At 62.5% G+C, this 22398-nt stretch carries 26 protein-coding genes and 1 riboswitch; of the genes, 14 read left to right on the top strand and 12 right to left on the bottom strand.

The window, feature by feature from the left end; all coding sequences use genetic code 11:
• The first annotated feature begins 31 nt into the window (after positions 1–31).
• Positions 32–403, top strand: coding sequence for a glyoxalase superfamily protein (locus tag MESCI2_RS0120005; RefSeq protein WP_027038127.1), 372 nt, complete (start codon positions 32–34; stop codon positions 401–403).
• On the opposite strand, the gene MESCI2_RS0120000 is transcribed toward MESCI2_RS0120005, so the two are convergent.
• On the bottom strand, positions 382–1263 hold the full coding sequence (locus MESCI2_RS0120000; RefSeq protein ID WP_023811107.1) for a LysR family transcriptional regulator: 882 nt from the start codon (positions 1261–1263) through the stop codon (positions 382–384). The genes MESCI2_RS0120005 and MESCI2_RS0120000 overlap by 22 nt on opposite strands.
• Positions 1264–1484: 221 nt before the next feature.
• Between MESCI2_RS0120000 and MESCI2_RS0119995 the strand changes: the two genes are divergently transcribed.
• On the top strand, positions 1485–2432 hold the full coding sequence (locus tag MESCI2_RS0119995) for a DMT family transporter (RefSeq protein WP_027038125.1): 948 nt from the start codon (positions 1485–1487) through the stop codon (positions 2430–2432).
• Here the strand turns inward: MESCI2_RS0119995 and MESCI2_RS0119990 are convergent, their stop codons facing one another.
• From MESCI2_RS0119990 to MESCI2_RS0119980, 3 genes are all read right to left on the bottom strand, one after another.
• On the bottom strand, positions 2433–2804 hold the full coding sequence (locus tag MESCI2_RS0119990) for a response regulator (RefSeq protein ID WP_027038124.1): 372 nt from the start codon (positions 2802–2804) through the stop codon (positions 2433–2435). It lies immediately after the preceding gene.
• A gap of 74 nt (positions 2805–2878) precedes the next feature.
• Entirely contained in the window at positions 2879–3421 is a 543-nt protein-coding gene (gene hpt / locus MESCI2_RS0119985; protein WP_027038123.1) for a hypoxanthine phosphoribosyltransferase, read from the bottom strand.
• Between the two features lie 179 nt (positions 3422–3600).
• Complete coding sequence (locus MESCI2_RS0119980; RefSeq protein WP_027038122.1) at positions 3601–4245, bottom strand: hypothetical protein; 645 nt, start codon at positions 4243–4245, stop codon at positions 3601–3603.
• 192 nt (positions 4246–4437) lie between these two features.
• On the opposite strand from MESCI2_RS0119980, the gene ftsE reads away from it, so the two are divergent.
• From ftsE to MESCI2_RS0119965, 3 genes are all read left to right on the top strand, one after another.
• A complete protein-coding gene (gene ftsE, locus MESCI2_RS0119975) occupies positions 4438–5097 on the top strand; it encodes a cell division ATP-binding protein FtsE (RefSeq protein WP_010911739.1) in 660 nt (219 codons plus the stop codon).
• Positions 5090–6085 (top strand): cell division protein FtsX, encoded by a 996-nt coding sequence (locus MESCI2_RS0119970; protein ID WP_027038121.1) that lies wholly within the window; start codon positions 5090–5092, stop codon positions 6083–6085. The genes ftsE and MESCI2_RS0119970 overlap by 8 nt, the downstream gene beginning before the upstream one ends.
• Before the next feature lie 112 nt (positions 6086–6197).
• A complete protein-coding gene (locus MESCI2_RS0119965) occupies positions 6198–6923 on the top strand; it encodes a YdcF family protein (protein ID WP_027038120.1) in 726 nt (241 codons plus the stop codon).
• Here the strand turns inward: MESCI2_RS0119965 and MESCI2_RS0119960 are convergent, their stop codons facing one another.
• Positions 6924–7556 (bottom strand): pyridoxamine 5'-phosphate oxidase family protein, encoded by a 633-nt coding sequence (locus tag MESCI2_RS0119960; RefSeq protein ID WP_027038119.1) that lies wholly within the window; start codon positions 7554–7556, stop codon positions 6924–6926. It lies immediately after the preceding gene.
• 24 nt (positions 7557–7580) lie between these two features.
• Positions 7581–8051, bottom strand: coding sequence for a DUF1348 family protein (locus MESCI2_RS0119955; RefSeq protein WP_027038118.1), 471 nt, complete (start codon positions 8049–8051; stop codon positions 7581–7583).
• 118 nt (positions 8052–8169) lie between these two features.
• On the opposite strand from MESCI2_RS0119955, the gene MESCI2_RS0119950 reads away from it, so the two are divergent.
• Together MESCI2_RS0119950 and MESCI2_RS0119945 are read left to right on the top strand one after the other, a co-directional pair.
• Positions 8170–9072 carry a LysR family transcriptional regulator gene (locus tag MESCI2_RS0119950; protein ID WP_027038117.1) on the top strand — a complete coding sequence of 301 codons (903 nt, stop codon included), beginning with the start codon at positions 8170–8172 and terminating at the stop codon, positions 9070–9072.
• 123 nt (positions 9073–9195) lie between these two features.
• On the top strand, positions 9196–9984 hold the full coding sequence (locus MESCI2_RS0119945) for a lysophospholipid acyltransferase family protein (RefSeq protein WP_027038116.1): 789 nt from the start codon (positions 9196–9198) through the stop codon (positions 9982–9984).
• Between the two features lie 51 nt (positions 9985–10035).
• Here MESCI2_RS0119945 and MESCI2_RS0119940 read toward each other — a convergent pair whose 3' ends face one another.
• Together MESCI2_RS0119940 and MESCI2_RS0119935 are read right to left on the bottom strand one after the other, a co-directional pair.
• A complete protein-coding gene (locus tag MESCI2_RS0119940; protein WP_027038115.1) occupies positions 10036–10983 on the bottom strand; it encodes an aldo/keto reductase in 948 nt (315 codons plus the stop codon).
• 121 nt (positions 10984–11104) lie between these two features.
• On the bottom strand, positions 11105–11626 hold the full coding sequence (locus MESCI2_RS0119935) for a gamma-glutamylcyclotransferase (protein WP_027038114.1): 522 nt from the start codon (positions 11624–11626) through the stop codon (positions 11105–11107).
• Between the two features lie 142 nt (positions 11627–11768).
• Here MESCI2_RS0119935 and MESCI2_RS0119930 point away from each other — a divergent pair, with 142 nt between their 5' ends.
• Together MESCI2_RS0119930 and MESCI2_RS0119925 are read left to right on the top strand one after the other, a co-directional pair.
• Positions 11769–12767, top strand: coding sequence for a DUF2125 domain-containing protein (locus tag MESCI2_RS0119930; protein ID WP_027038113.1), 999 nt, complete (start codon positions 11769–11771; stop codon positions 12765–12767).
• A gap of 7 nt (positions 12768–12774) precedes the next feature.
• Positions 12775–13698 (top strand): sugar kinase, encoded by a 924-nt coding sequence (locus MESCI2_RS0119925; RefSeq protein ID WP_027038112.1) that lies wholly within the window; start codon positions 12775–12777, stop codon positions 13696–13698.
• A gap of 7 nt (positions 13699–13705) precedes the next feature.
• Here MESCI2_RS0119925 and MESCI2_RS0119920 read toward each other — a convergent pair whose 3' ends face one another.
• Both MESCI2_RS0119920 and hisC read right to left on the bottom strand, forming a co-directional pair.
• Positions 13706–14641, bottom strand: coding sequence for a prephenate/arogenate dehydrogenase family protein (locus MESCI2_RS0119920; RefSeq protein ID WP_027038111.1), 936 nt, complete (start codon positions 14639–14641; stop codon positions 13706–13708).
• A gap of 5 nt (positions 14642–14646) precedes the next feature.
• Entirely contained in the window at positions 14647–15756 is a 1110-nt protein-coding gene (gene hisC / locus MESCI2_RS0119915) for a histidinol-phosphate transaminase (RefSeq protein ID WP_027038110.1), read from the bottom strand.
• A 136-nt stretch (positions 15757–15892) separates the two neighbouring features.
• A riboswitch (SAM riboswitch) is annotated at positions 15893–15970 on the top strand.
• Between the two features lie 114 nt (positions 15971–16084).
• Here hisC and metX point away from each other — a divergent pair.
• The 4 genes from metX to MESCI2_RS0119895 are packed head-to-tail and all read left to right on the top strand — an operon-like array spanning position 16085 to position 19830.
• Positions 16085–17254: a homoserine O-acetyltransferase MetX gene (gene metX, locus MESCI2_RS0119910; RefSeq protein WP_027038109.1), complete on the top strand. Its 1170-nt coding sequence runs from the start codon at positions 16085–16087 to the stop codon at positions 17252–17254.
• Positions 17251–17865 (top strand): methionine biosynthesis protein MetW, encoded by a 615-nt coding sequence (gene metW / locus MESCI2_RS0119905; RefSeq protein ID WP_027038108.1) that lies wholly within the window; start codon positions 17251–17253, stop codon positions 17863–17865. The genes metX and metW overlap by 4 nt, the downstream gene beginning before the upstream one ends.
• 12 nt (positions 17866–17877) lie before the next feature.
• Positions 17878–18669, top strand: a complete 792-nt coding sequence (locus MESCI2_RS0119900) for a Stf0 family sulfotransferase (protein WP_081738812.1) — start codon at positions 17878–17880, stop codon at positions 18667–18669.
• A 42-nt stretch (positions 18670–18711) separates the two neighbouring features.
• A complete protein-coding gene (locus tag MESCI2_RS0119895) occupies positions 18712–19830 on the top strand; it encodes a glycosyltransferase family 2 protein (protein WP_245270401.1) in 1119 nt (372 codons plus the stop codon).
• Between the two features lie 30 nt (positions 19831–19860).
• Here the strand turns inward: MESCI2_RS0119895 and MESCI2_RS0119890 are convergent, their stop codons facing one another.
• Positions 19861–20211, bottom strand: coding sequence for a DUF1330 domain-containing protein (locus MESCI2_RS0119890; RefSeq protein WP_027038105.1), 351 nt, complete (start codon positions 20209–20211; stop codon positions 19861–19863).
• Between the two features lie 368 nt (positions 20212–20579).
• On the opposite strand from MESCI2_RS0119890, the gene MESCI2_RS0119885 reads away from it, so the two are divergent.
• A complete protein-coding gene (locus MESCI2_RS0119885; protein ID WP_027038104.1) occupies positions 20580–21512 on the top strand; it encodes a glycosyltransferase family 2 protein in 933 nt (310 codons plus the stop codon).
• A 70-nt stretch (positions 21513–21582) separates the two neighbouring features.
• On the opposite strand, the gene MESCI2_RS0119880 is transcribed toward MESCI2_RS0119885, so the two are convergent.
• Positions 21583–22386 carry a DUF1194 domain-containing protein gene (locus MESCI2_RS0119880; protein WP_027038103.1) on the bottom strand — a complete coding sequence of 268 codons (804 nt, stop codon included), beginning with the start codon at positions 22384–22386 and terminating at the stop codon, positions 21583–21585.
• Positions 22387–22398: the final 12 nt, after the last annotated feature.

Genomic DNA, 22398 nt, shown 5'->3' with positions numbered 1-22398 from the left:
CCTGAAAACCCTCTCGCACGGTTGCACCACCATGCCCAGACTTGGCGCCGTCACACCCATCCTGCGCATCTTCGACATTGCCAAGGCGCGTGAATTCTACGTCGGCTTCCTCGGCTTCGAGGTGCAGTGGGAACATCGCTTCGCTGACGACGCGCCGCTTTACATGGCGGTCGGCCGCGACGGCTGCGTTCTGCATCTCAGCGAACATCATGGCGACGGTGCACCCGGCATCGCCATGCGCATCGAGGTCGAGGACATCACGGCTCTTCATGGCGAACTGATCGGCAAAAACTACCGCTTCGCCCGGCCAGGCGTGGAAGAGACGCCTTGGAAGACCCGCGAGATATCGGTCGCCGATCCGTTCGGCAACCGGCTGCATTTCTACGAGGATGCCGCCGGCTGACTGAGCCTGTTGACGAAGGCTTCGCGGATCGCATCCTGCATGCCGTCGATCGCCTCACCTGACGCATTGGGGTTGCGGTGCATCACCACGTTGGAGGAATCGATGGCGCCGAATCCGTCCGCGGTGGTCAGTTCACGACAGCCGTCCGGAATGTTGCTGCGCGAAATCGGCGCGATCGCCAGTCCGGAGGTGACGGCGAGCTTGAGGCCGCCGGTGGTGTCGCTGGTATAGGCGACACGATAGGCAAGATCGCGCTGCTCCAATGATTTGATGGCAAAGTCCTTGCACCAGCCGGCCCGGTTGTAGAGCGCGATCGGCACCGGCTGTTCCTCATGCATGTGATGCAGGGTCGACGTCACCCACACGGTCGGGTCCTGCATCAGCACTTCGCCGCCGGCGGGATCCTGCCATTCGAACACCACGCACAGATCGAGCTCGCCGGCAGCGAGCGCCGCCATCTGTGCCCCGGAATGGGCGTAGCGCACAGTGACCTCGACCTGCGTATGACGCTTGGAGAAAGCGCCGAGAGCGCGCGAAAGGATGGCGTGGCCATATTCCTCCGGAATGCCGATGCGCACCGGCCCTCCAAGCGGCGCTGCCGCCATCGATGCCGACGTCTCGTCGAGCAGCGAGACAATGCGGCGGGCGTTGACGATGAGTTCGCCGCCGCGCCGCGTCAATGCGACGCCGCGCGAACCGCGCTCGAACAGGCTGGCGCCGATCAGCTCTTCGAGCTTCTTCATCTGCATCGACACTGCGGATTGGGTGCGGCCGGCCTGCTCCGCCGCCTTGGTGAAATTTCCGGTCTCGGCAATCGCCACGAAGGTGCGCAGGAGGTCGCTGTCGAGGGTCGGCCGCATGAAATCCGCCATAAGGGAATTTGATTGCTGGCATCATTCCAATTCGTTTGCAACATGTCAAACGACGGACGATAGTCGCTTCACCCATTGGATATGCGGCTGCGAAATCAGCCGCGGACCAATCAAGAGTCCTCACTCGTGCCCGCTACCCGAAACGGTGGCGGGTTCTTTTTACCCGCGGGCGGCAGCTTCGGATCGTACGCGCAGGAGCCTGGATGCAGATGCAGAATCGGATGGTGGGCGGCATCCTGAGCCTGTGCCTCGGCGTGCTGGTCTTTTCGCTGCAGGATCCGCTCGTCAAAGCCGTGTCGAGCGGTTATCCAGTGACCGAGGTGATGGCGATCCGCTCGATCGTTGCCCTGCCGATCCTGATCGTTCTGGTCCATGCCGATGTCGGCTTGCGGGCGATCCTGTCGAAGCGATTCGGCATGCTGACGGTGCGTGCCTTCATCCAGTTCACCTCCTATACGATGTACTACCTGGCCATCGCCGCTTTGCCGCTTGCCGATGCGGTGGCGCTTTATTTCATGGCGCCGCTGTTCATCATGGTGCTGGCCGGACCGTACCTTGGCGAGCGCGTCTCCTGGCAGACACTGGCAACCGTGCTGATCGGCTTGTTCGGCGTCCTCGTGATGCTGCGCCCCGGCGCAGGACTGTTCGACTGGGCAGCGCTGCTGTCGCTGGGCTCGGCGGCCCTCTACGGTTTTTCGCAGCTGATGGCGCGCAAGATCGGCGACACCGAATCGTCCACCGTCATGGCCTTCTATCAGAACGGCGCCTATCTCGTCGGCGCCGCCGTGGTTGCCGGGGCGTTTCACCTTGCCGGTATCACGCACGCCGTCCACCCGAGCCTGGAATTCCTGGTAAGGCCATGGCTTTGGCCGACGCTGCCGGATTTTTTAAAGATGGCCGCCTGCGGTTTCGTCGCCTCGGCCGGCATGATCCTGCTGTCGCAGGCCTACCGGATGGCGCCGGCCAACCGCGTTGCCACCTTCGAATACACCGGCATCCTGTGGTCGCCGCTGTGGGGTTTCCTGTTCTTCGCCGAAGTACCGCGGTCGACAACCGTCATCGGGGCCATCTTGATCATCGGCGCCGGCCTGTTGGCGCTCAACACCGAACGGCGCAAGAGTGTTCCACCCGTGCTCGCTGCCGCCGACCCAGCCTGATCAGGCGAAGCAGATCAGCGCCCGCTCGACTCGCGAACGGATTTCGGCCAGCGTGAAGGGCTTCTGCACGACATCGAGGATGATGCCGTTCAATTCCTCGGCGCGCTCGCGCTGGTCGGCATAGCCGGTCATCAGCACGATCTTGATCGACGGAAACAATGCAGCAGCCGCGATCGCCATCTCGATGCCGTCCATCTCCGGCATGCGGATATCGGAGACGACGAGATCGTAGCCGCCACGCGCCGCCTGGATCAGCGAAAGCCCCTGCGCGCCGTCCGCAGCGATATCGATTGTGTGCCCGGCACGTTCAAGCGCACGGGCGGCCAGGGTGCGGACGGACTCATCGTCCTCGACGATCAGAAGCTTTGCCATGGCCGGCATATTTGGCCGCGAAAAGTTGACTTTTCCTGAAGGTGCGGAGCGTCAACAAACCTTTTTGAAGTCGCCTACACATCCCCTTTCACGACGCCGACGAAGGGCAGCTCGCGAAAAGCGTGGGCAACGTCCATGCCGTAGCCGACGACGAAATAGTCGGGGCAGTCGAAGCCGACATAGTCGGCATTGAGCGCGGTCTGGCGGCGCATGCGCTTGTCGAGAAGCACGGCGATGGAACAGCTCTTGGCGCCCCGCGACAGCATCAGCTCGCGGGTGAAGCTCAGCGTCTTGCCAGATTCGAGAATGTCGTCGATCAACAGCACGTCGCGGCCGGCGACCTCATTGTCGATGTCGCGCAGCACCCTCACCTCGCCGCTGGTGGTGCCGGCGCCGTAGCTGGAGATGAAGATGAATTCGACCTCCGGCGACAGGCCGACATCGTGCATGGCCCGGATGAGATCTGCGGCGAAGATGAACGAACCCTTCAGCACCGAGATCACCAGCAGATCGTGATAGTCGTGGCCGGCAATCTCCTTGGCGAGTTCGAGATTGCGCCGCGCGATCGCCGACGCTGAAAACAGGACTTCGATGTCCTTGCCGCGTACGATTGGCATTTTTCGCCCCCTGAATTTTTACCTGAACGCTTCACGCCTGGCGTGTGTTGAGATTCAGGTCAGGCTGAGTCGAAAACGGTGGTTTCCGAGAACCGGAGCGGAGCGTACTTGAAGTACGTGAGCACCGGAAGCAGGAAACCGCCGTTTGCAGGCCAGCCTCACCTGAATATCGGCACACGCTATTCGGCGAAAGTGACCGACACGGTCTTCACACCGTTCTTAGGCACGTCGAGCCGGCTGGCAAAGCCGAATCTTTCGCCGGACGCCAGCGCGCGGCCGGATGTCCCCAACGTATAGCGGGTCGTGCGCCCGTCATTGCCGGTCACCCGGATTTCAAGCGGCGGCAACTGCGTCGGTTTCGCACCATCATTGACGGCCTCGCCATCGACGAACAGTGCGGCGTTCGGCCCGGTAGCGTCGACGCGTGACGTGACGCCCGAAATGCTGAGCGCCGACGCCTGCGCGCTGGACAGGAACGGCGCCTGGCGCACCAGCGCGTGCCCGCCGGAGACCCAGAACGCGGCCAAGGCAGCGCCGATACCAGCGACCCAGAAGATCGGCCCGCCGCGCGAGGCCGGTAGCCGCTCCGGTGAGGCTTCGGGCTTGCGCAGCATGTCCATGCCTTCGATGGGCGGCGTGACGATCGCGCGCGGCAGCGGCGAAACGCTTTCCACCGCAGGCGTAAGGCGCGGCATCACCACGTAGTCGGCATCGACGATGTCGCCGGCCGAACCACGCATGGACCTGTCCGCTGCGGCAATTGCCGCCGGATCGGTCATGATTTCGCCGGAAACCGGGCGCGCGGTTCGATCGTCAGCCATCATGGCCCCAGCATTGCAGCACGTGTTCGCTTTTCGTTTCTTTTGCGTAAACACAAATGGTTAACGCTTCCCCACCGGAGCCCTCGTGACGAGCCGAAACAGCCCAGAAATTAACCGCCGGTTAACCATGCCGGCCGATGGTCTTTACCCAGAACAGGCCGGCTCGCCGCCGTGCCGAAATTCAGGTCGTCGAAATTGATTCGTTTCGAAAATGTCGGCCTCCGCTATGGCATGGGTCCGGAAATCCTCCGCGACATCTCCCTGCACATCCCGGAGCGCTCCTTCCAGTTCCTCAGCGGGCCTTCGGGCGCCGGCAAGACGACCTTGCTGCGCTTGCTGTTCATGTCGCTGAAGCCGACGCGCGGGCTGATCACCATCTTTGGCAAGGACCGTTCGCGCATCTCGCGCACCGAATTGCCGCATCTGCGCCGCCGCATCGGCGTGGTCTTCCAGGATTTTCGCCTGCTCGACCACATGACTACCTACGAGAACGTCGCGCTGCCGCTGCGCGTGCGCGGGCGCGAGGAGGCGAGCTACCGCACCGATGTCACCGAGTTGTTGAAGTGGGTCGGGCTGGGCGAACGCATGCATGTGCTGCCGCCGGTTCTGTCCGGCGGCGAAAAGCAGCGCGCGGCGATCGCGCGGGCGCTGATCGAGCAGCCGGAAATCCTGCTCGCCGACGAACCGACCGGCAATGTCGATCCGCCTCTGGCGCGACGGCTGCTGCGGCTGTTTATCGAACTCAACCGCCTCGGCACCGCGGTGGTGATCGCCACCCACGACCTTGGCTTGATGGAACAGGTCGACGCGCGCCGCATGATCCTGGCCGGCGGAAGGCTGGACATCTATGACTGAGCTGTCCGCCGAACATTTTGTGGAACGGGAGCAGGACGCCGAGGCGACCGAGGCAAAGCCGCGCGCCCAGCGCAGGATGGCGCCGATCGTGCCGGCGCAGAACATTGCCGGCCGGGCATTGGTGCTGGTCATCGCCATCATGACGTTCCTGTCCTGCCTGACTTTCGGCGCGGTGACGCTGGTGCGCGACACAGCGTCCGTCTGGGAGAACCAGATTTCACGCGAGGCAACGATCCAGATCAAGCCGGTCGACGGCCTCGACATGGAAGCAGCCCTTACCCAGGCCTCCCAGATCGCCGGTGAATTCCCTGGCGTCAAGACGACCCGGATCATCGACCGCGAGGCGACCGCGAGGCTCCTTGAGCCCTGGCTGGGCTCGGGGCTCAACATCGACGAATTACCCGTGCCGCGCCTGATCATCGTCACCATCGACGAGAACAGCCCGCCCGATTTCGCTGCCATGCGCGCCGCGATCACGCCGAAACTGCCGAGCGCATCGCTCGACGATCACCGCACCTGGGTCGACCGGCTGGTAGCGATGGCCCGCACGACGGTGACCATCGGCATTGCCGTGCTGGCATTGATGCTGTCGGCGACCGTGCTGACCGTGGTGTTCGCGACGCGCGGCGCCATGGCCGGCAACGGTCACATCATCGAAGTACTGCATTTCGTCGGCGCCGAAGCACGCTTCATCGCGCGCGAATTCCGCCGGCATTTCCTGGTCACCGGCATGAAGGGCGCGGCGGCTGGCGGTGCCGCGGCAGTGCTCGTCTTCATCGTCTTTTCCTGGTGGTCGTCGCGCAATATGGCGACGCCGCAAGCCGATCAGGCGACCGCCCTGTTCGGCAATTTCGCCATCGGTTCGGCAGGCTATCTCGGTGTCGTGTTGATGGTGCTGGTGATCGGCGGTCTGACGGCTGCCACGTCCCACGCCACCGTCGTTGCCTATCTCAGCGACATCGATGTCCGCCAGCCGGATGCAGGCTAATTCATGTCGCTCAACAACGACATGGATAGAACAGGCTGATCACGGATGGAGAATTCACGTAACGCAAAGTGCGTCTTTTACCTACCCAAGGCCACATTTCAGGATTAACCATATGGCGATGGACGCGCGGGATTCGACCGGTACGGCTGGGCAGATGCCAGTGGTGGTTGCCCGTTCGCATGACCGCCGCGCTGTGAGCCGCCTAAGAGCCGCGTTGCGCCTGTCCGCTCTCTCCGTTCTCATCCTCGCAACCCTGTTCGCCGGCGGCTTCGGTTGGTTCGCCAACAAGGTCAGCCATCTGACAACGCCCGCCAATCCGGCCAAGGCAGACGCGATCATTGTCTTGACCGGCGGCCAGTCCCGCCTCGATGCGGCGATGGATCTGCTGGCGTCCGGCAAGGGCGAACGGCTGCTGATCAGCGGCGTCCATCCTTCCGCCAGCCGTCGCCAGTTGCAGGCGGCGACCGGCGGCGACAAGAATCTGTTTTCCTGTTGCGTCGACATCGACCGCGCCGCGCTCGATACGATCGGCAACGCCGAGGAAAGCGCCAAATGGGTCGAGAGCCACGCCTATGGCACGGTGATCCTCGTCACCAACAATTATCATATGCCGCGCAGCCTGCTTGAAATGGGCAGGCTACTGCATGGCGCCAAGCTCGAGCCCTATCCGGTGGTCAATTCCAACCTCGACAATGGCGGCTGGCTGACCAAGCCGCGGGCCTTGCGCGTGCTGTTCACCGAATACAACAAATATCTGCTGGCGCTGGCGCGCGGCATCGTGCCGGTCAAGCCGACACCCAACGGCATCGCGCTGGCCGAAACCGCGGCCGGCGGCTGATCATTCCCCTGCGGCCGTGCCCGAATTTCCCCTGAGCCGTGCAATCTCCTGCTCAAGGCGTTCGATACGCTTGTCCCGCTCGCCGAGTGCCGCCGCCACGTCGGCTGCCTCGAACCGTTGCGGGATGTGCTGCGGGCAATTGGCATCCCAGGCCGAGACCGTGAACAGGATGACCTGCTCGGGGCGCGCTCTGTAGTCTTGCGGCATCAGTTTCGCCATCAGCTCGGCCTCACTCTCGACGACCCGCGCCGTGCCCCAGATCTTGATGCGCTGGCGGTGCATATAGTCGATCAGGAACAGGAACGCCCTTGGATTGTCGGCCAGATTGCCCTGCGTGATGAACTGCCGGTTGCCGGAAAAGTCCGCGAAGCCGATCGTATGTTCATCCAGCACCTTGAGGAAGCCGGCCGGCCCGCCGCGATGCTGGACATAGGGCTGCCCCTCGCCATTGGCGGTCGACAGGAAGACGCTGGTCTGCATTTCGATGAAGGCGGCAAGGTCCGGGGTGATGCCGGCCTGCCAGCCGCCACGCTCCTCGACGCGGGCATAGGACTGACGCGAGCCCTTGCGGGCCTGGATCGCCTTGACGGTCGGCGTGAAGGCGACGTCGCTGGTGAAAGCATGCGCGTTCATCGAAAGCCTCCTTGCGGCAAGATGCTAAAGTCCGAGCTCCGACAGTGTCGGGTGGTCGTCCGGCCGCCGGCCGAGCGGCCAGTGATACTTGCGATCGGCCTCGCCGATCGGCAGGTCGTTGATGCTGGCGATGCGCAGACGCATCAGCCCGTGTTCGTCGAATTCCCAGTTCTCGTTGCCGTAGCTGCGGAACCATGAACCGCTGTCGTCGCGCCATTCGTAAGCGAAACGCACCGCGATGCGGTTCCCGTGGAAGGCCCAGACCTCCTTGATCAGCCGGTAGTCGAGCTCGCGGCTCCATTTGCGCGTCAGGAAGGCCTGGATGGCGTCGCGGCCTTGCAGGAGTTCGGCGCGGTTGCGCCAGCGGCTTTCCGTCGTATAGGCAAGCGCGACCCGTGCCGGATCGCGGGAGTTCCAGGCATCCTCGGCCATGCGCGCCTTCTGCGCTGCGGTCTCGGCGGTAAACGGCGGCAGCGGCGGGCGGGCTTCGGACATGGCAACTCCTTTGCGAGGCCATGCTGCAGGCAGGCCGACAGACCCAATATAAAGCCTTCCATCATTCGAATGCAGATGCCATATTCGTAACCCATCCTTCCATTTTTCGGAAGAAGCTATGGATCGTCTCGAAGCCATGTCGCTCTTTGTCGCCGCGGTGGAGGCCGGCAGCCTTTCCGCGGCCAGCCGCCGTTTCGGCATTCCGCTGGCGACGGTCAGCCGCAAGATTTCCGATCTCGAGCGCCATCTGAACACACGTCTCCTGAATCGCTCGACGCGACGGCTGACACCGACCGATGCCGGCCAGGCCTATCTTGCCGCCTGCCGCCGCATCCTCGACGACGTCGGCGAGGCCGAACGCACGGCAGCCGGCGAATACAGTGCTCCGACCGGCGAACTGGCTATCACCGCGCCGGTCGTCTTTGGCCGCCTGCACGTGCTGCCGGTCGTCACCGGCTTTCTCGCCGCCTATCCAGACGTGGACATCCGCCTGACATTGGCAGACCGCATAACCCAGCTGGTCGAGGACCATTTCGATCTCGCCATCCGCATCGGCCAGTTGCCCGATTCGAGCCTGGTCGCCATCGGCGTCGGCGCGATCCGCCGCGTCGTCTGCGTCAGCCCGGCCTATCTGGCCGACCACGGCACGCCGACTACCCCGGAGGATCTGGAAACACACGATTGCATCACCTTCGAGGGACTTGCCTCCGCCGCCAGTTGGAGCTTCACCAAGGGCAAGGCCGAAATCCCGGTTCGGGTCCGCTCCCGGCTTCAGGTCAACACCGCCGAAGCGGCCATCGATGCGGCGATTGCCGGCGTCGGGCTGACACGTGTGCTTTCCTACCAGATCGAAGCCGCGCTGCGGTCCGGCACGCTGCGCGTCCTGCTGCAGGAATTCGAGCCGGCGCCATGGCCGGTAAGCCTGGTGCATGCGGGCCACGGCCTGCTGCCGGTCAAGCTGCGCGCCTTCCTCGATTTTGCCGCTCCGCGCCTGAAAGAGCGGCTGGCGCGGCTGATGTAGCGGAACCAAGCCAGCCCCCATCGGCGGCCGTTCTTCGTCGCCAACCAAAGCGCCCTGCGGCCATTTCCTTTTTTCCCGCGCTTGGTGTAACCAACGCTCACCTCCTCACCGGGCTCCCCCCAAATGCTCTACATCAGATCGCTGACGTTCAATTTCGTCTTTTACGTCAACTTGATCGTCCAGATGATCCTCTGGACCCCCTACTATTTCCTGTCGCCCCGGCACCGCGCCTGGTTCGTACCGAAATTCTGGTCACGCACCTCGATGTGGCTTTACGACAAGATCGCCGGGACGAAGAACGAGATCACCGGCCGGGAAAACCTGCCCGAAGGCTCCTTCATCCTGGCACCGAAGCACCAGTCGTTCTGGGACGCGATCGCCTTCTTCCCCTTCCTTCACGACCCGCTCTACATCCTGAAGCGCGAGCTGACCTGGATCCCGTTCTTCGGCTGGTACATCATGAAGATGCGCATGATCCCGGTTCACCGAGGCAGCCGCTCGAAAGCGCTGAAGGCCGTGGTCGCCGCTACCAAGGAGGAGATGGCGCGCAACCCCCGCCAGCTCATCATCTACCCCGAAGGGACAAGACGCGCGCCGGGCGACGAGCCGGCCTACAAATACGGCATCGTCGAAATCTATGCACAGCTTGGCGTTCCGGTGGTGCCGGTTGCCCATGTCGCCGGCCTTTATTGGCCGCGTCGGAAATTCCTGCGCTATCCCGGCACCATCAAGGCGCGTTTCCTGCCGCCGATCCCACCGGGACTGAGCAAGGACGAATTCATGGCCCGGCTGATCGGCGAGACCGAGGCTGCCTGCGACCAGTTCCTCATCGAGGCCTCCCAGTCGCCCAATCCGCCGGCTCTGCCGCCAACGGCGGTGAAGCGGTTGCGGGAGCTCGGCGTGAAGACCTGAAACGAAGGCTCTCGGGCAACATTCAGCCGAACTCGGTGGCTGCCCGAAGCTTCAGCCGCTCGCTTTGTCGAGCTCGGCCATGTCGTCGGCGCTCAATTTCAGCGACGCCGCCTTGATCAGGCTGTCCATCTGTTCAGGCTTGGTCGCACTGGCGATCGGCGCGGTGACGCCTGGCCGTGCGATAACCCAGGCAAGCGCGACTTCCGCCTGCTTGGCCGAATGCCTTGATGAAACCGCGTCGAGTGCCGCAAGGATGCGCGTGCCGCGCGCGTTGAGGTAGTCTTTAACCCCGCCGCCACGCGGGCTTTGGCCGAGATCGGCCTCGCTGCGGTATTTGCCGCTGAGGAAACCCTTGGCCAGGCTGAAATAGGTGATGACGCCGATGTCCTCGGCCACGCACAGATCGCGCAACGGCCCATCGAAGGACGAGCGATCGTAGAGATTGTATTCCGGCTGCAGCACCTCGTAGCGCGGCAGGCTGCGCAAGCTCGCCACATCGAGTGCGGCGCGCAATTGGCCGGCGTCGAGATTCGAACAGCCGGCATAGCGGATTTTGCCCTTGGCGAGCAGCTTCTCGTAGGCGCCAAGCGTTTCTTCGTAGGGGGTTGCAGGGTCCGGCCAGTGCGACAGATAGAGGTCGATGACTTCGGTCTGCAGCCGCTTCAGCGATGCGTCGACGGCCTTTTCGATGTATGCGGCGGACAGGTCCTTGTGTCCCTGCCCCATATCCGAACCGACCTTGGTGATCACCACGACCTTGTCGCGATTGCCACGGTCTTTCATCCATTTGCCGATGATGGTTTCCGATTCACCGCCCTTGTGGCCGGGAACCCAGCGCGAATAGGCATCCGCCGTATCGATGGCGTTGAGGCCGGCGCCGACGAAGCGGTCGAGCAGGTCGAACGAGGTTTTCTCGTCGGCGGTCCAGCCGAAGACATTGCCGCCCAGAACCAGCGGCGCGATGGACAGGTCGGTGCGACCGAGACGACGTTTCTGCAAGGCGGATCTCCGGGATGATTGGGGCGGGCAAATGGCGCCCGCGGGCTGAGGGTCGGAGCCTAACCTAGGTCTTGCCTGAACGAGGTCAAAGGCCTGGCCGCCTTTTTCCGCAGAGCCAGCTTCACAAAGGCGCGACCTGCCTGGCGACATCCTCCAGCCAGTGGTCGCTTATGCCCAGCGCCTCGAGATGCTCCAGCGTGCTGAGCACATAATCCTCGTTGTTGCCGGACTGGCCGACCGCGCCGCGCACCACGGCCGCCGCATCCGCCGCGTCGAGCGCTCCGGCATATTGCTCGTGCTGGCGGTCGACGATGTAGACCACCGCGTCGACCGTATCGCCCCCGTCGAGGCGAATCTTGAGCATGCGCTCCAGATAGACATTGGTGACCAGTTCGCGCTCGCGAAGATAGGCCATGACCTCGTCGCGCAAGTCGCCGGGGACGCGGAATGCGAGGCCGACGCAGGACCCGCCACGGTCGAGGCCGAGCACCAGCCCAGGCCGATTACGCGTGCCGCGATGCACGAAGGAATAGACGCAGAGCGAGCGCCGGTAGCCATGCAGGCGGGCACGCTGTGTTTCGACATGCGCGAATCCCGGCCGCCAGATCAGCGAGCCATAGCCAAACACCCAAAAATCGCCCATATCGCCGCGCCTGATTGCAAAAGATGCCAACACCGCACCCGGACCGGTGTTTTTTCCACCCGTCCCGTCTAACTATTCGTCTGTCCACCTGGCGGAATCGACTACCCGTCCGCAACACCCATGCGTTAACGAGAGCCAAAGCATGACGTCAAGTGACGAACGCCAGCCGAACAAACGTCGCCGCCTGGTCTGGCTTGCAGCATTCATAGCCGTGCTGTTCGCCCTCTACAGCGGCGGCTGGTTCTATCTGGCTGACCGCGTCAGGAGCGAAGCCGACAAGGCGGTTGCCACGCTCAACAAGAATGGCGTCGAGGCCGGCTGCGCCAATCTCCAGGTCAGCGGCTATCCCTTGAGCTTTACCGTCTCCTGCGACAACCTCGCCTATGAGGACGATGCCAAGAACATTGCGGCCTCAGCCGGCAGTTTCAACGCAGCCGCCCAGATCATCCAGCCTCTGTCGCCGGTTGCCAATCTGCGCGGCCCGCTCAGGACCTCCATTCCGGACATGGTGCCGCTGTGGATCGACTGGGACAATCTGCAAGCCAATTTCAAATTGTGGTGGCCGCTGCCGCAGCGGATTTCTCTGCAGGCGGAGGGCCTGTCCGGCCAGACCGATCCAGCCGACGACACCGATCCGGTGCAACTGTTCAGCGCTGGCAAGGCCGCAGGCCAATTGCAACCCAACGGTGGGGATATCGACTATCTCGGCAGTTTCGGCGATCTCGAGATCGACCCCGACGCGATTGGCGGGCGCGTGCTTCCGGCGCTCGACGCCAGCGGCGATGTCACGCTGAAGAACGGTGTCGCGTTGATCGGCACGCAGGTGAAGAGCCTTCGTGGCCAGGCGATCGAAATCCGCAATCTCGATTTGTCGTCGGGGACGGCGCGCATCACGGTTTCGGGGCCGCTGTCGGTCGATGCCGAGGGCCTGGTCAACGCCGACCTGATGATCAGGCTGAAGGACCCGAAGGCGGTGGCGGCCATCCTCGGCGCCGCCATACCCGAGCAGAAAAGCCAGATCGAGCAGGGTTTTTCTGCCCTGGCGGTGCTCGGCAACGAACCGTCGATGCCGCTGAAAGTGGTCAGGGGCAAGGCCTCGCTCGGCTTCATTCCGCTGGGCAAGATCAAGCCGGTCGAATAGCTCAACCATGACAAGACCCGTGAAGCTGCTGAGCGTTGGCGCCTTGACGCTGGACACCATCCTGCGCGTCGAGACGCTGCCCGTGCATCAGGGCAAGTTCATCGCCTCCGATGGCGTCCAGATCGCCTCGGGCATGGCCACGAGTGCTGCCTGCGCCGCCCATCGCCTCGGCGCCGAGGTATCGCTGTGGGCGAGCGCCGGCGACGATGCCGTCGCCGACCATCTCATTGCCGCGATCGAAGCCGAGGGGGTCGACTGCACCTTTGTGCGCCGCGTCAGAGGCGCCCGCTCGGCGCTGGCCTCGATCCTGGTCGACGCGCATGGCGAGCGCATCATCGTGCCGTTCTATGACCGGCTTGCCCAGGCCGATCCCGAAATCCTGCCGGTCGCCGACCTCATGGCATTCGACGCGGTATTGGTCGATGTCCGCTGGCCTGGCGCGGCAGCGCTGGCACTCAGGGCGGCACGCGCCGTTGGCCGGCCGGCTATCCTCGATGCCGATACCGCACCGTTGCAGATCCTCGAACAGCTGTTGCCGCTCGCCACGCACATCGTCGCTTCGGAGCCGGCGGCGCGCATTGTCTGCGGCCAGGCGCTCGATCCGGAAACGGCTTGCGCCGATCTCGCCGGCCGCACCGACGCTTTTGTCGCGGTGACAGGCGGCGCGGCGGGCAGTTGGTGGCACGACCGTCGCGCAGGCTGCGTGCGCCATGTCGCGGCGCCGAGGATCAAGGCGGTGGATACGCTCGCCGCCGGCGATGTCTTTCACGGCGCCTTCGCCGTCGGGCTGGCGGAAGCCATGCCGGTCGAGCAGGCTTTGCGCTTTGCCAGTGCGGCCGCCGCGCTCAAATGCCTGCGCTTTGGCGGCAGGCTTGGTGCGCCGAACCGGGCCGAGACGCTGGCCATGGTTGCCGCGACCTGGCCTGCCTGAAACAGACTTAGCCCTTCGCGGGATGCTCGACGGCCTGGCGGCCGAAATCGGGCACGTCGATGTCCTGGCCGGCCTCGATGATCGAGCGGCGCACGGCGCGGGTGCGGGTGAACAGGTCGAAGAGCTTTTCGCCGTCGCCCCAGCGGATCGCGCGTTGCAGCGACGCCAGATCTTCCGAGAACCGCGCCAGCATTTCGAGGATGGCGTCCTTGTTGTGCAGGCAGACATCCCGCCACATGGTCGGGTCGGAGGCGGCAAGGCGGGTGAAGTCGCGGAAGCCGGAAGCCGAATATTTGATCACTTCGGATTTGGTCACCGACTGCAGATCATCGGCGGTGCCGACAATGTTGTAGGCGATGATGTGCGGCAGATGCGAGACGATGGCCAGCGTCATGTCGTGATGCTGCGGGTCCATCGTATCGATGTTGGCGCCGCAGCGCCGCCAGAATTCCGACAGCCTCTCCAGCGCGTCCGGGTCAGTGTCGGGCAGCGGCGTGAAGATGCACCAGCGATTGTCGAACAAGTCGGCGAAACCGGCGTCGGGGCCGGATTTTTCCGTGCCCGCCAGCGGGTGACCGGGAATGAAATGGACACCTTCAGGCACATAAGGCTGCATCTGCGCGATGACAGACGCCTTGGTCGAGCCGACATCGGTGAGGATGGCACCCGGCTTCAGCGCCGGCGCGATTTCCTCGGCAACTGCGCCGGATGAGCCGACCGGCACCGAGACGATGACCAGATCCGCATCGCGGACAGCTTCGCTCGCATCGGTGCTATAGCTATCGCCCAGCCCAAGCTCCTCAGCCCGCGCCAGCGTCGCCGCACTGCGCGTTGATATGGCCACGTGACGGGCCAGCCCCTCGCGGCGGATGACGCGGGCCAGCGACGAGCCGATCAGGCCGATGCCGACCAGCGCGATCTTTTCAAACATCGGTGATGTCATTGTTTCTAGCTTTTCAGGAATGTCGTGAGAGCGGCGACAACGCCGCGATTGGCCTCTTCGGTGCCGACGGTCATGCGCAACGCGTTGGGAAAGCCATAGCCCGAAACGCGCCGCAATATATAGCCGCGCGCCGTCAGATAGTCGTCCGCCGCCGCCGCCGAATGCTTCTGCTCGTCGGGAAAATGAACGAGGACGAAATTGCCGACGCTCGGCGTCACCCGCAACCCGAGCTTTGTGAATTCCTCGCTCAACCAGGCAAGCCAGGTCTCGTTGTGCGCCACGCTGCGCTCGACATGGGCGCGGTCGCGGATGGCTGCGATGCCGGCCTCGATCGCCGTCGCATTGACGTTGAAGGGACCGCGCACGCGGTTGATGGCGTCGACGATATGCATCGGCGCATACATCCAGCCGATCCGCGCGCCACCGAGACCGATCTTGGAGAAGGTACGGGTCATCACCACGTTCTCGGTGCTGCCGACCAGCTCGATGCCGGCCTCATAGTCGTTGCGGCGGACATATTCGGCATAGGCCGCGTCGAGCACCAGAAGCACGTGCCTGGGCAGGCCGGCATGCAGGCGGCGCACCTCCTGGAACGGCACATAGGTGCCGGTCGGGTTGTTGGGATTGGCGAGGAACACTATTCTGGTGCGCGGCGTGACCGCGGCCAGGATGGCGTCGATGTCGGCGCGCTCATCCCTTTCCTTGATCGTCACCGGAACGGCGCCGGCCGACTGGATGTAGATCTTGTAGACCATGAAGGCGTGTTCGGTGATGACAGCCTCGTCGCCGGGCGCCAGATAGGTCTGCGCCAGCAGGCCGAGGATCTCGTCGGAACCGTTGGAACAGATGATGTTCTGCGGGTTGAGGCCGTGCACCTCGGCGATCGCTTCGCGCAGCCGCCTGGCGGTGCCGTCGGGATAGATGTCGAGCTTGCCGGCAATCTCGCGCGCGGCTTCGATCGCTTTCGGCGAGGGCCCGAGCGGATTCTCGTTCGAGGACAGCTTGTGGACCTTGGCGACGCCGGCGGGCGCCGTGCTCTTGCCCGGCACATAGGCGTCTATGTCCATGATGCCCGCGCGCGGGGTTGGACGTGCCTGGTCCGGTGTCTGGCTCATGTCGCAAAATCCGTCGAGAACGCTTCCTGAAGGAAGCCGCAGCGGAAATACAAGCCGTGGCCTGCAATGTCGAGAGGCGACAGCCATCGCCCAGGGCTGGCCGTTGACGACGGCGCGCCACAGCCCTAGAAGGGGTGCGAACTTCCGTGGTGATTTGGCCGGTCGGCTTGCAGCCACGTTAAACAACTTGCTAAAGGGCCGTTTGCATCCTGTAACCGGCTTTGCGACCGCAATGCCGGTTTTTTGTTGTCCGCGCCGGCCGGACACCCGTATCGGCATCGACTTTCGACAAGCGCGATGCGTGGGCTCAAAGTGTGAGATGGATGTCATGGCCGTTCTGCGTGCCCGCAAAACCAACAACGAGGTCGACCAACCGTCGAGCCCGGTTTTGCGTTTTGGATCCGACAAGCCGCTCAAGCTGGACGCAGGCACGCTGCTGTCGCCGTTCCAGATCGCCTACCAGACCTACGGCACGCTGAACGATGCCCGCTCCAACGCCATCCTCGTCTGCCATGCACTGACCGGAGACCAGCACGTCGCCAGCACCAATCCGGTGACCGGCAAGCCTGGCTGGTGGGAAGTGCTGATCGGCCCCGGCAAGATCATCGACACCAATCGCTTCTTCGTCATCTGCTCCAACGTCATCGGCGGTTGTCTCGGTTCCACCGGCCCGGCCTCGACCAATCCCGCCACCGGCAAGCCCTATGGGCTCGACCTGCCGATCATCACCATCCGCGACATGGTGCGGGCCCAGCAGATGCTGATCGACCATTTCGGCATCGAGAAACTGTTTTGCGTGCTCGGCGGCTCGATGGGCGGCATGCAGGTGCTGGAATGGGCGTCGAGCTATCCGGAGCGCGTCTTCTCGGCACTGCCGATCGCCACCGGCGCGCGCCATTCCTCGCAGAACATCGCCTTCCATGAGGTTGGCCGGCAGGCTGTCATGGCCGATCCGGACTGGCATGGCGGCAAATATTTCGAGCACGGCAAACGCCCGGAAAAGGGCCTTGCGGTGGCGCGCATGGCCGCCCACATCACTTACCTGTCGGAAGCCGCCCTGCACCGCAAGTTCGGCCGCAATCTGCAGGATCGCGAAGCGCTGACCTTCGGCTTCGACGCCGACTTCCAGATCGAAAGCTATCTGCGCCACCAGGGCATGACCTTCGTCGACCGCTTCGACGCCAATTCCTACCTCTACATGACGCGGTCGATGGACTATTTCGACCTTGCCGCCGACCATGGCGGCCGACTGGCCGATGCTTTCGCCGGCACGAAAACCCGCTTCTGTCTAGTGTCTTTCACCTCGGATTGGCTGTTTCCGACCGAGGAGAGCCGCTCGATCGTGCATGCGCTCAACGCCGCCGGCGCATCGGTGTCGTTCGTCGAGATCGAGACCGACCGCGGCCACGACGCCTTCCTGCTCGACGAGCCGGAACTGTTTGCCGCGATAAACGGCTTCATCGGCTCGGCGGCCCGGGCGAGAGGGCTCTCATCATGAACGTCAATTTCGACCAGCGCGTCGATCTTGAGGTCGTCGCCAATCTCATCCCGCCACAGTCCCGCGTGCTCGACGTCGGCTCTGGCGACGGCTCGCTGCTTGAATTGCTGCAGGACACCAAGCAGGTCGACGGCCGTGGACTTGAGCTGTCGCAGCGCGGCGTCAACGAATGCGTGGCGCGCGGCCTCTCGGTCATCCAGGGCGATGCCGACAAGGACCTCGAATTCTATCCCGACAAGGGCTTTGACTTCGTCGTTCTCTCGCAGACGCTGCAGGCCACCCGCAACCCCAAGCTGGTGCTCGACGAACTGCTCAGGATCGGCAATCGCGCCATCGTCTCCTTCCCCAATTTCGGCCATTGGCGTGTGCGTCTGTCACTGTTCGTCAACGGCCGCATGCCAGTGACCAAGGACCTGCCCTATTCCTGGTACGACACGCCCAACATCCACTTCTGCACCATCCGCGACTTCGTCAATCTGTGCGACGAGCTCGGCGCGACCGTCGAGAAGGCAACCGCTCTCGACGCCAACGGCCAGAAGATCGGCCTGTCGATGCCATGGTGGTTCTGGAACTTCTTCGGCCAGCAGGCAGTGTTCTTGCTGAAACGGTAGTGTTGATCGCCCATGTATCTCTTTCGTAGGCGCCCTTTGCCAGTTGAAATCCCACCGGACATGCTGGCTGGGTTGAAAGCCGGAATTCTCATCTGCACCTCACCGCGCAGCGGCAGCAACCACCTCGCCGGATTGATGGCAGCCACCGGGCTTGGCAACCCTCTCGAGTGGTTCGGTGGCCGCCGTGTTCTAGAAATGCCGAATTATCCCCGCGATCCCCGTGCCCAGGTTTTGCGTGCCCTGAAAGACGGGCGGTCTCCCTCCGGGATTTACGCGGTCAAACTGTTTGCCAGCCAGTTTTCACAAGTTGCCAAAACCGTGGATCTCCCCGCAAGCCTTCCAAAGCTGCGCTATATCAGGTTGACGCGTGGGGACCTCGTTGGCCAAGCAGTTTCGTGGACCCGCGCTCGTCAGAGTGGTCGGTTCCGCTCTACCGAGGCCGATCAGAAGACACCATGCTACGACGGCAAAGCAATCGCGGACTCGCTTGAAAAAATTGTCCTGGAAAATCTGGCCTGGGATGTCTGGTTTGCAAAGAACGGATTGTCCTTCCTGTCACTGACATACGAAGAACTCCTTGAACAGCCACGGACCTGCCTTGAAAGGGCTGCGTCTCTGGTCGACGCCCAGCTTGTCTTGAAACCCGGGGCGGATCTCGGCTCGGGCCTCGATATTCAACGAGACACCATCAATGAGGAGTGGAGAGAGCGGTTCTTGGCGGAATATTCTGACACGTCGAAATTCCATGCCAACAATTACCGTCGCGGTTTTCTTAAAAAGAGGAGATCAAGGTTCTCGATCTGATCGACCGCGGAACACGAAGCATCCAGGGGCGCCAGAGATGCGGTGTTATTGATCAAAGCGCATCGCCGTCCATGGCGATCACGAGCACAAATCGTATTGCCCGCTGGTTTGACAGCCCGCCGAGAGCGTTATAGCCACATCGGCACTAATAACTTGATCGGTTCAGATATGGCTCAAGAGCGTCCAACCTATTCACTCGTCGTCGAAATGGAGAATGCAAAATCCATCGACTGGGACGAGATCGGCGTTGGGATGAAAGCCTTGGCTCGAGAAATCTCATCGGTTTCAGCACCCGGTTCAGCGCGACCAAGGATCATTATCTCTCACGGGGGAGAAGAGTCGGACAAAGATGCGTTGCGTCGTGAGATTTCGAATGAGGCCCCGCAGCTCGGTCAGGTTGCCGAACTTGTCTTCACGGCTTTCCCTGGCGGCCGGTATTACGACCTAAAGAACAACGGCATGCTGGCATCGGACGGAGATATCGTCATCTTCATGGATTCCGACGTGGTCGCGGAACCAGGATGGCTGCCAGGACTGCTTGAGCCCTTTGAAAACTCCGAAATTATCTGCGCAAACGGATATACATACCTCTCATACGACGATTTCTTTTCAAGAACGTTCGCGTTGATCTGGTTTTTCCCGATGGCGCATGGAGACGGGCGATTTGCCTCGAAGCGAGCGATCAACGCTAACAATGTAGCGTTTCGACGCGAGTGGATCGTCAGCCATCCTTTTCCAAAACATAACGGCTTCAAGGTTTCCTGCACTTTGCTGATGCGCGAACTGCTGCGGGAGGGCCACAAAATTCATAATGTCAACGCACGCGTTTATCACTATTCGCCAAGGGGCTGGCGGTTCTTTTACTGGCGCGCCCTGGTTACAGGCCGCGACGCCGACCGGAAGTTCGTTGCGCTCAATTCGCCGAGCCGTACGCGACGGATAGTCAAGTCTTTCAGCCGGTGGCTCACCATGTCATGGCGCACGACACGACGGATCGTAGGTCATGCCCGGGAAACGGGGATGCCGCTTTGGCAGGTTCCCTTTTCTCTGATTGTCGGTCAGGCATTTTATGGTTTGGCGTTTTGGGGTCAGTTCAGTTTCGCAACTGGCATGGTTCGTGACAAAATCGAAACTGTGCCCGACTATGTTGGGCATAGCTAGACGCTTTACCGCCATTCCTTGAACCGCAGTTCAGCGTCCAATTGAACCTTGACCCGTCAATTGCTCCAGAACATCCGTGGCCTTGTGCGGATGTTCGACGCCGTCGACGAACATCACATCGGCCTCCGAATTGTCCGTGCGCAGCGCCAGTATCGCCCGGTAGGCGGGCGAATTGTACCAGCCATGCACATGCTGCCTGTCGGGAAATTCTATGATGATCAGATGGCCAGGCCAGTCGTTCTCAATCACCTCCACATCGCCGCCATGGATCAGAAACCGGCCGCCGAAAGGTTCCAGCGTGGCATCTATCTTATGCAGATATTCGACGATCTGCGGACCCATTGTGGCTTGGCGCATATGCGCGACGGCGTAAGCTGCCATGACTGAACTCCCTTGTTATCGAAGCCGAGTTGCCGGCCTCGCATGGGCAATCTGACCAAACCCCGAGCGCTAAGCGATTACGTCTGAGGTAATGGGATGTATGCTATCTGTCATGACGGGTTGCTTCCATGGTGATTCGCAATGCTATGTGCGGCGGTGCTGTTGCAATTGGAACGCTAGCAGCGGGGATTCGTTGTCTCGCGCGGATTGAGTACCGGCACGGTGAGTGACAGGGGCAGTCGTTTTTTGTAGCGTCGCACCGACCGTGATGTGGTGTAGAGGAAGGGAAGTCCAATCCATTCAACCGTTCTGAAAATCGAAAAGTCCTGGACAGACGCGCAACCCTGCGTAGGAAACAGCTGACAGACATGGCCGGGATCGATCCAACACCTCTCATCACGGTCATTACGCCGACCCACAACCGACGCGAAACGGTGTTGCGCGCCGTGGAAAGCGTACTCTCCCAGAGCATGTCGAGGCTTGAGCACATTGTCGTCGACGATGGTTCGACCGATGGGACCGAAGCGGCGATGGCCCGTATCCAGGACCCGCGGCTGATCTATGTCGGGGCAAAATGGCGAGGCGCCAACGCCGCCAGGAATGCCGGCATCGAGCGCGCGCGGGCACCGTTGGTGACGTTCCTCGATTCCGACGACATCTACATGCCGCACCGGCTTGAACGAACCCTGACCTGGTTCGATGAAAATCCCGCACTGCAAGTGCTGATCAGTTCGTTCGTGTCCCTGAAGGGCAATCGCATCACAAACTGCGTCAACCCCGAGGCGTTCGTGAGCCCCGCAATGCTGGAGCGGACGCTGGTTGGGCAGACCATCTTCATCGCCGGCTCCGCGATCACGGCTCGCCGCGAAGCCTTGCTGGCCATCGGCGGCTACGACAGCGACATCACCCGCATGCAGGATCGCGAATTGCTGCTGCGTCTTGCCCGGCGCTTCGGTGCGCAGTTGTCCAGGGATCTGGACTGGACGAAATACAATTCGGAGAACTCGATTTCCGGCCGTCGTGACGGCTATGTCGAGGCCTATGCGAACCTGATGGGCAAACATCCGCATATTGCCCATGCCTACCCGCACATTCCGCCTTACATGATCTCGCGGCAGCTCATCGCCGACATCCTGCGAGGCAGGATACCGGAGGCATTTCAGGGCTACATGGCCAACCGTTCATCCAAGACGCTTGGCTATTCGCTGCCGGAATTGATGCAAGGCTATGTCCACGGCCGGCGATGGCGCCGCGATCTCTCCAACGAGTTTCGCAATCAATTTGGTGCCCGGCCCGCTTAAACCGAGAGGGATTCCGGGAAATTGTGGAACGGTTTTTCCTCCGGATCGCGTTAACCCCTCTGTCGAGAGCTCAACGGTCAAGTTCGGGAAAATACGGATCCGACAGAAACCGCCTGTCCCGTTCGCCTTGCAGGCAGTCTATCGGCGTCGCCGCGTCGACGGGGATGCTTCTCATCTCGTCCTGAATGCCGCTCACTTCCAGGATCAGCTTGCGCCGGATGGCTGTCGAAAACTCGGCGGCGGCATAGATAGGCAGCACGAAGGAACCGGGTCCGCCGGTCACGCACTGCGCGTAATACTGGTCGAGATGGCTGAAGGTGGGCGACGGGCTGATCAGGATCGGCAGGCCGTTGACGACGATGCCTTTGACGGTCGCCGCATCGCGCGTCGCGGTGACTGGCGGCCCTATATTGTTCGGTCCGTCGCCCGAAATGTCGATGACGCTGCGTTCGCCCTGGAAAGACGTGCGGTCGAAAAGCTCGGTGCCGAAGGCCAGCGCACCGGAAATCGAAGTGCCGCGAAAGCTGCGGAACGGACGAGCCGCGACCTTGTCGGCAAAGCTGTTCGCGCTCTCGGCACTATCGATAATCTGCCAGCCGATGACCGCGTCGTCGCGCACCGTGCCGGCCCATTCGAAATAGGTCAGCGCTATGCGGCCCGTAGCGCCAGCGCGGACAGCCTTGATGAAGTCGGGATGCCGCAGCGCCTCGACATAGCCGGCCCGCTCCAGGGCGAACTCCTTCTCGTCCATCGACAGCGAGATGTCGACCGCCAGCACCAGCTCGACGTCGACGGCGAGCGCATCCGGCGGCGAGGCGGCCGGGGCAGCCTGGGCGCAGGCAAGACAGGCAAGCAGGCGCAGAGCATCGAGCACGGCCGTCGCCAA

The organism is Mesorhizobium ciceri WSM4083 (assembly GCF_000519305.1).
GTDB classification, from domain to species: domain Bacteria; phylum Pseudomonadota; class Alphaproteobacteria; order Rhizobiales; family Rhizobiaceae; genus Mesorhizobium; species Mesorhizobium ciceri_B.
This window is presented reverse-complemented; position numbering and strand designations above follow the sequence as displayed.

Coding starts and splice junctions, on each gene's coding strand:
- MESCI2_RS0120005 (WP_027038127.1), top strand. CDS start 32: ATGCCCAGACTTGGCGCCGTCACACCCATCCTGCGCATCTTCGACATT.
- MESCI2_RS0120000 (WP_023811107.1), bottom strand. CDS start 1,263: ATGCGGCCGACCCTCGACAGCGACCTCCTGCGCACCTTCGTGGCGATT.
- MESCI2_RS0119995 (WP_027038125.1), top strand. CDS start 1,485: ATGCAGAATCGGATGGTGGGCGGCATCCTGAGCCTGTGCCTCGGCGTG.
- MESCI2_RS0119990 (WP_027038124.1), bottom strand. CDS start 2,804: ATGGCAAAGCTTCTGATCGTCGAGGACGATGAGTCCGTCCGCACCCTG.
- hpt (WP_027038123.1), bottom strand. CDS start 3,421: ATGCCAATCGTACGCGGCAAGGACATCGAAGTCCTGTTTTCAGCGTCG.
- MESCI2_RS0119980 (WP_027038122.1), bottom strand. CDS start 4,245: ATGATGGCTGACGATCGAACCGCGCGCCCGGTTTCCGGCGAAATCATG.
- MESCI2_RS0119970 (WP_027038121.1), top strand. CDS start 5,090: ATGACTGAGCTGTCCGCCGAACATTTTGTGGAACGGGAGCAGGACGCC.
- MESCI2_RS0119965 (WP_027038120.1), top strand. CDS start 6,198: ATGGCGATGGACGCGCGGGATTCGACCGGTACGGCTGGGCAGATGCCA.
- MESCI2_RS0119960 (WP_027038119.1), bottom strand. CDS start 7,556: ATGAACGCGCATGCTTTCACCAGCGACGTCGCCTTCACGCCGACCGTC.
- MESCI2_RS0119955 (WP_027038118.1), bottom strand. CDS start 8,051: ATGTCCGAAGCCCGCCCGCCGCTGCCGCCGTTTACCGCCGAGACCGCA.
- MESCI2_RS0119950 (WP_027038117.1), top strand. CDS start 8,170: ATGGATCGTCTCGAAGCCATGTCGCTCTTTGTCGCCGCGGTGGAGGCC.
- MESCI2_RS0119945 (WP_027038116.1), top strand. CDS start 9,196: ATGCTCTACATCAGATCGCTGACGTTCAATTTCGTCTTTTACGTCAAC.
- MESCI2_RS0119935 (WP_027038114.1), bottom strand. CDS start 11,626: ATGGGCGATTTTTGGGTGTTTGGCTATGGCTCGCTGATCTGGCGGCCG.
- MESCI2_RS0119930 (WP_027038113.1), top strand. CDS start 11,769: ATGACGTCAAGTGACGAACGCCAGCCGAACAAACGTCGCCGCCTGGTC.
- MESCI2_RS0119925 (WP_027038112.1), top strand. CDS start 12,775: ATGACAAGACCCGTGAAGCTGCTGAGCGTTGGCGCCTTGACGCTGGAC.
- MESCI2_RS0119920 (WP_027038111.1), bottom strand. CDS start 14,641: ATGACATCACCGATGTTTGAAAAGATCGCGCTGGTCGGCATCGGCCTG.
- hisC (WP_027038110.1), bottom strand. CDS start 15,756: ATGAGCCAGACACCGGACCAGGCACGTCCAACCCCGCGCGCGGGCATC.
- metX (WP_027038109.1), top strand. CDS start 16,085: ATGGCCGTTCTGCGTGCCCGCAAAACCAACAACGAGGTCGACCAACCG.
- metW (WP_027038108.1), top strand. CDS start 17,251: ATGAACGTCAATTTCGACCAGCGCGTCGATCTTGAGGTCGTCGCCAAT.
- MESCI2_RS0119900 (WP_081738812.1), top strand. CDS start 17,878: ATGTATCTCTTTCGTAGGCGCCCTTTGCCAGTTGAAATCCCACCGGAC.
- MESCI2_RS0119890 (WP_027038105.1), bottom strand. CDS start 20,211: ATGGCAGCTTACGCCGTCGCGCATATGCGCCAAGCCACAATGGGTCCG.
- MESCI2_RS0119885 (WP_027038104.1), top strand. CDS start 20,580: ATGGCCGGGATCGATCCAACACCTCTCATCACGGTCATTACGCCGACC.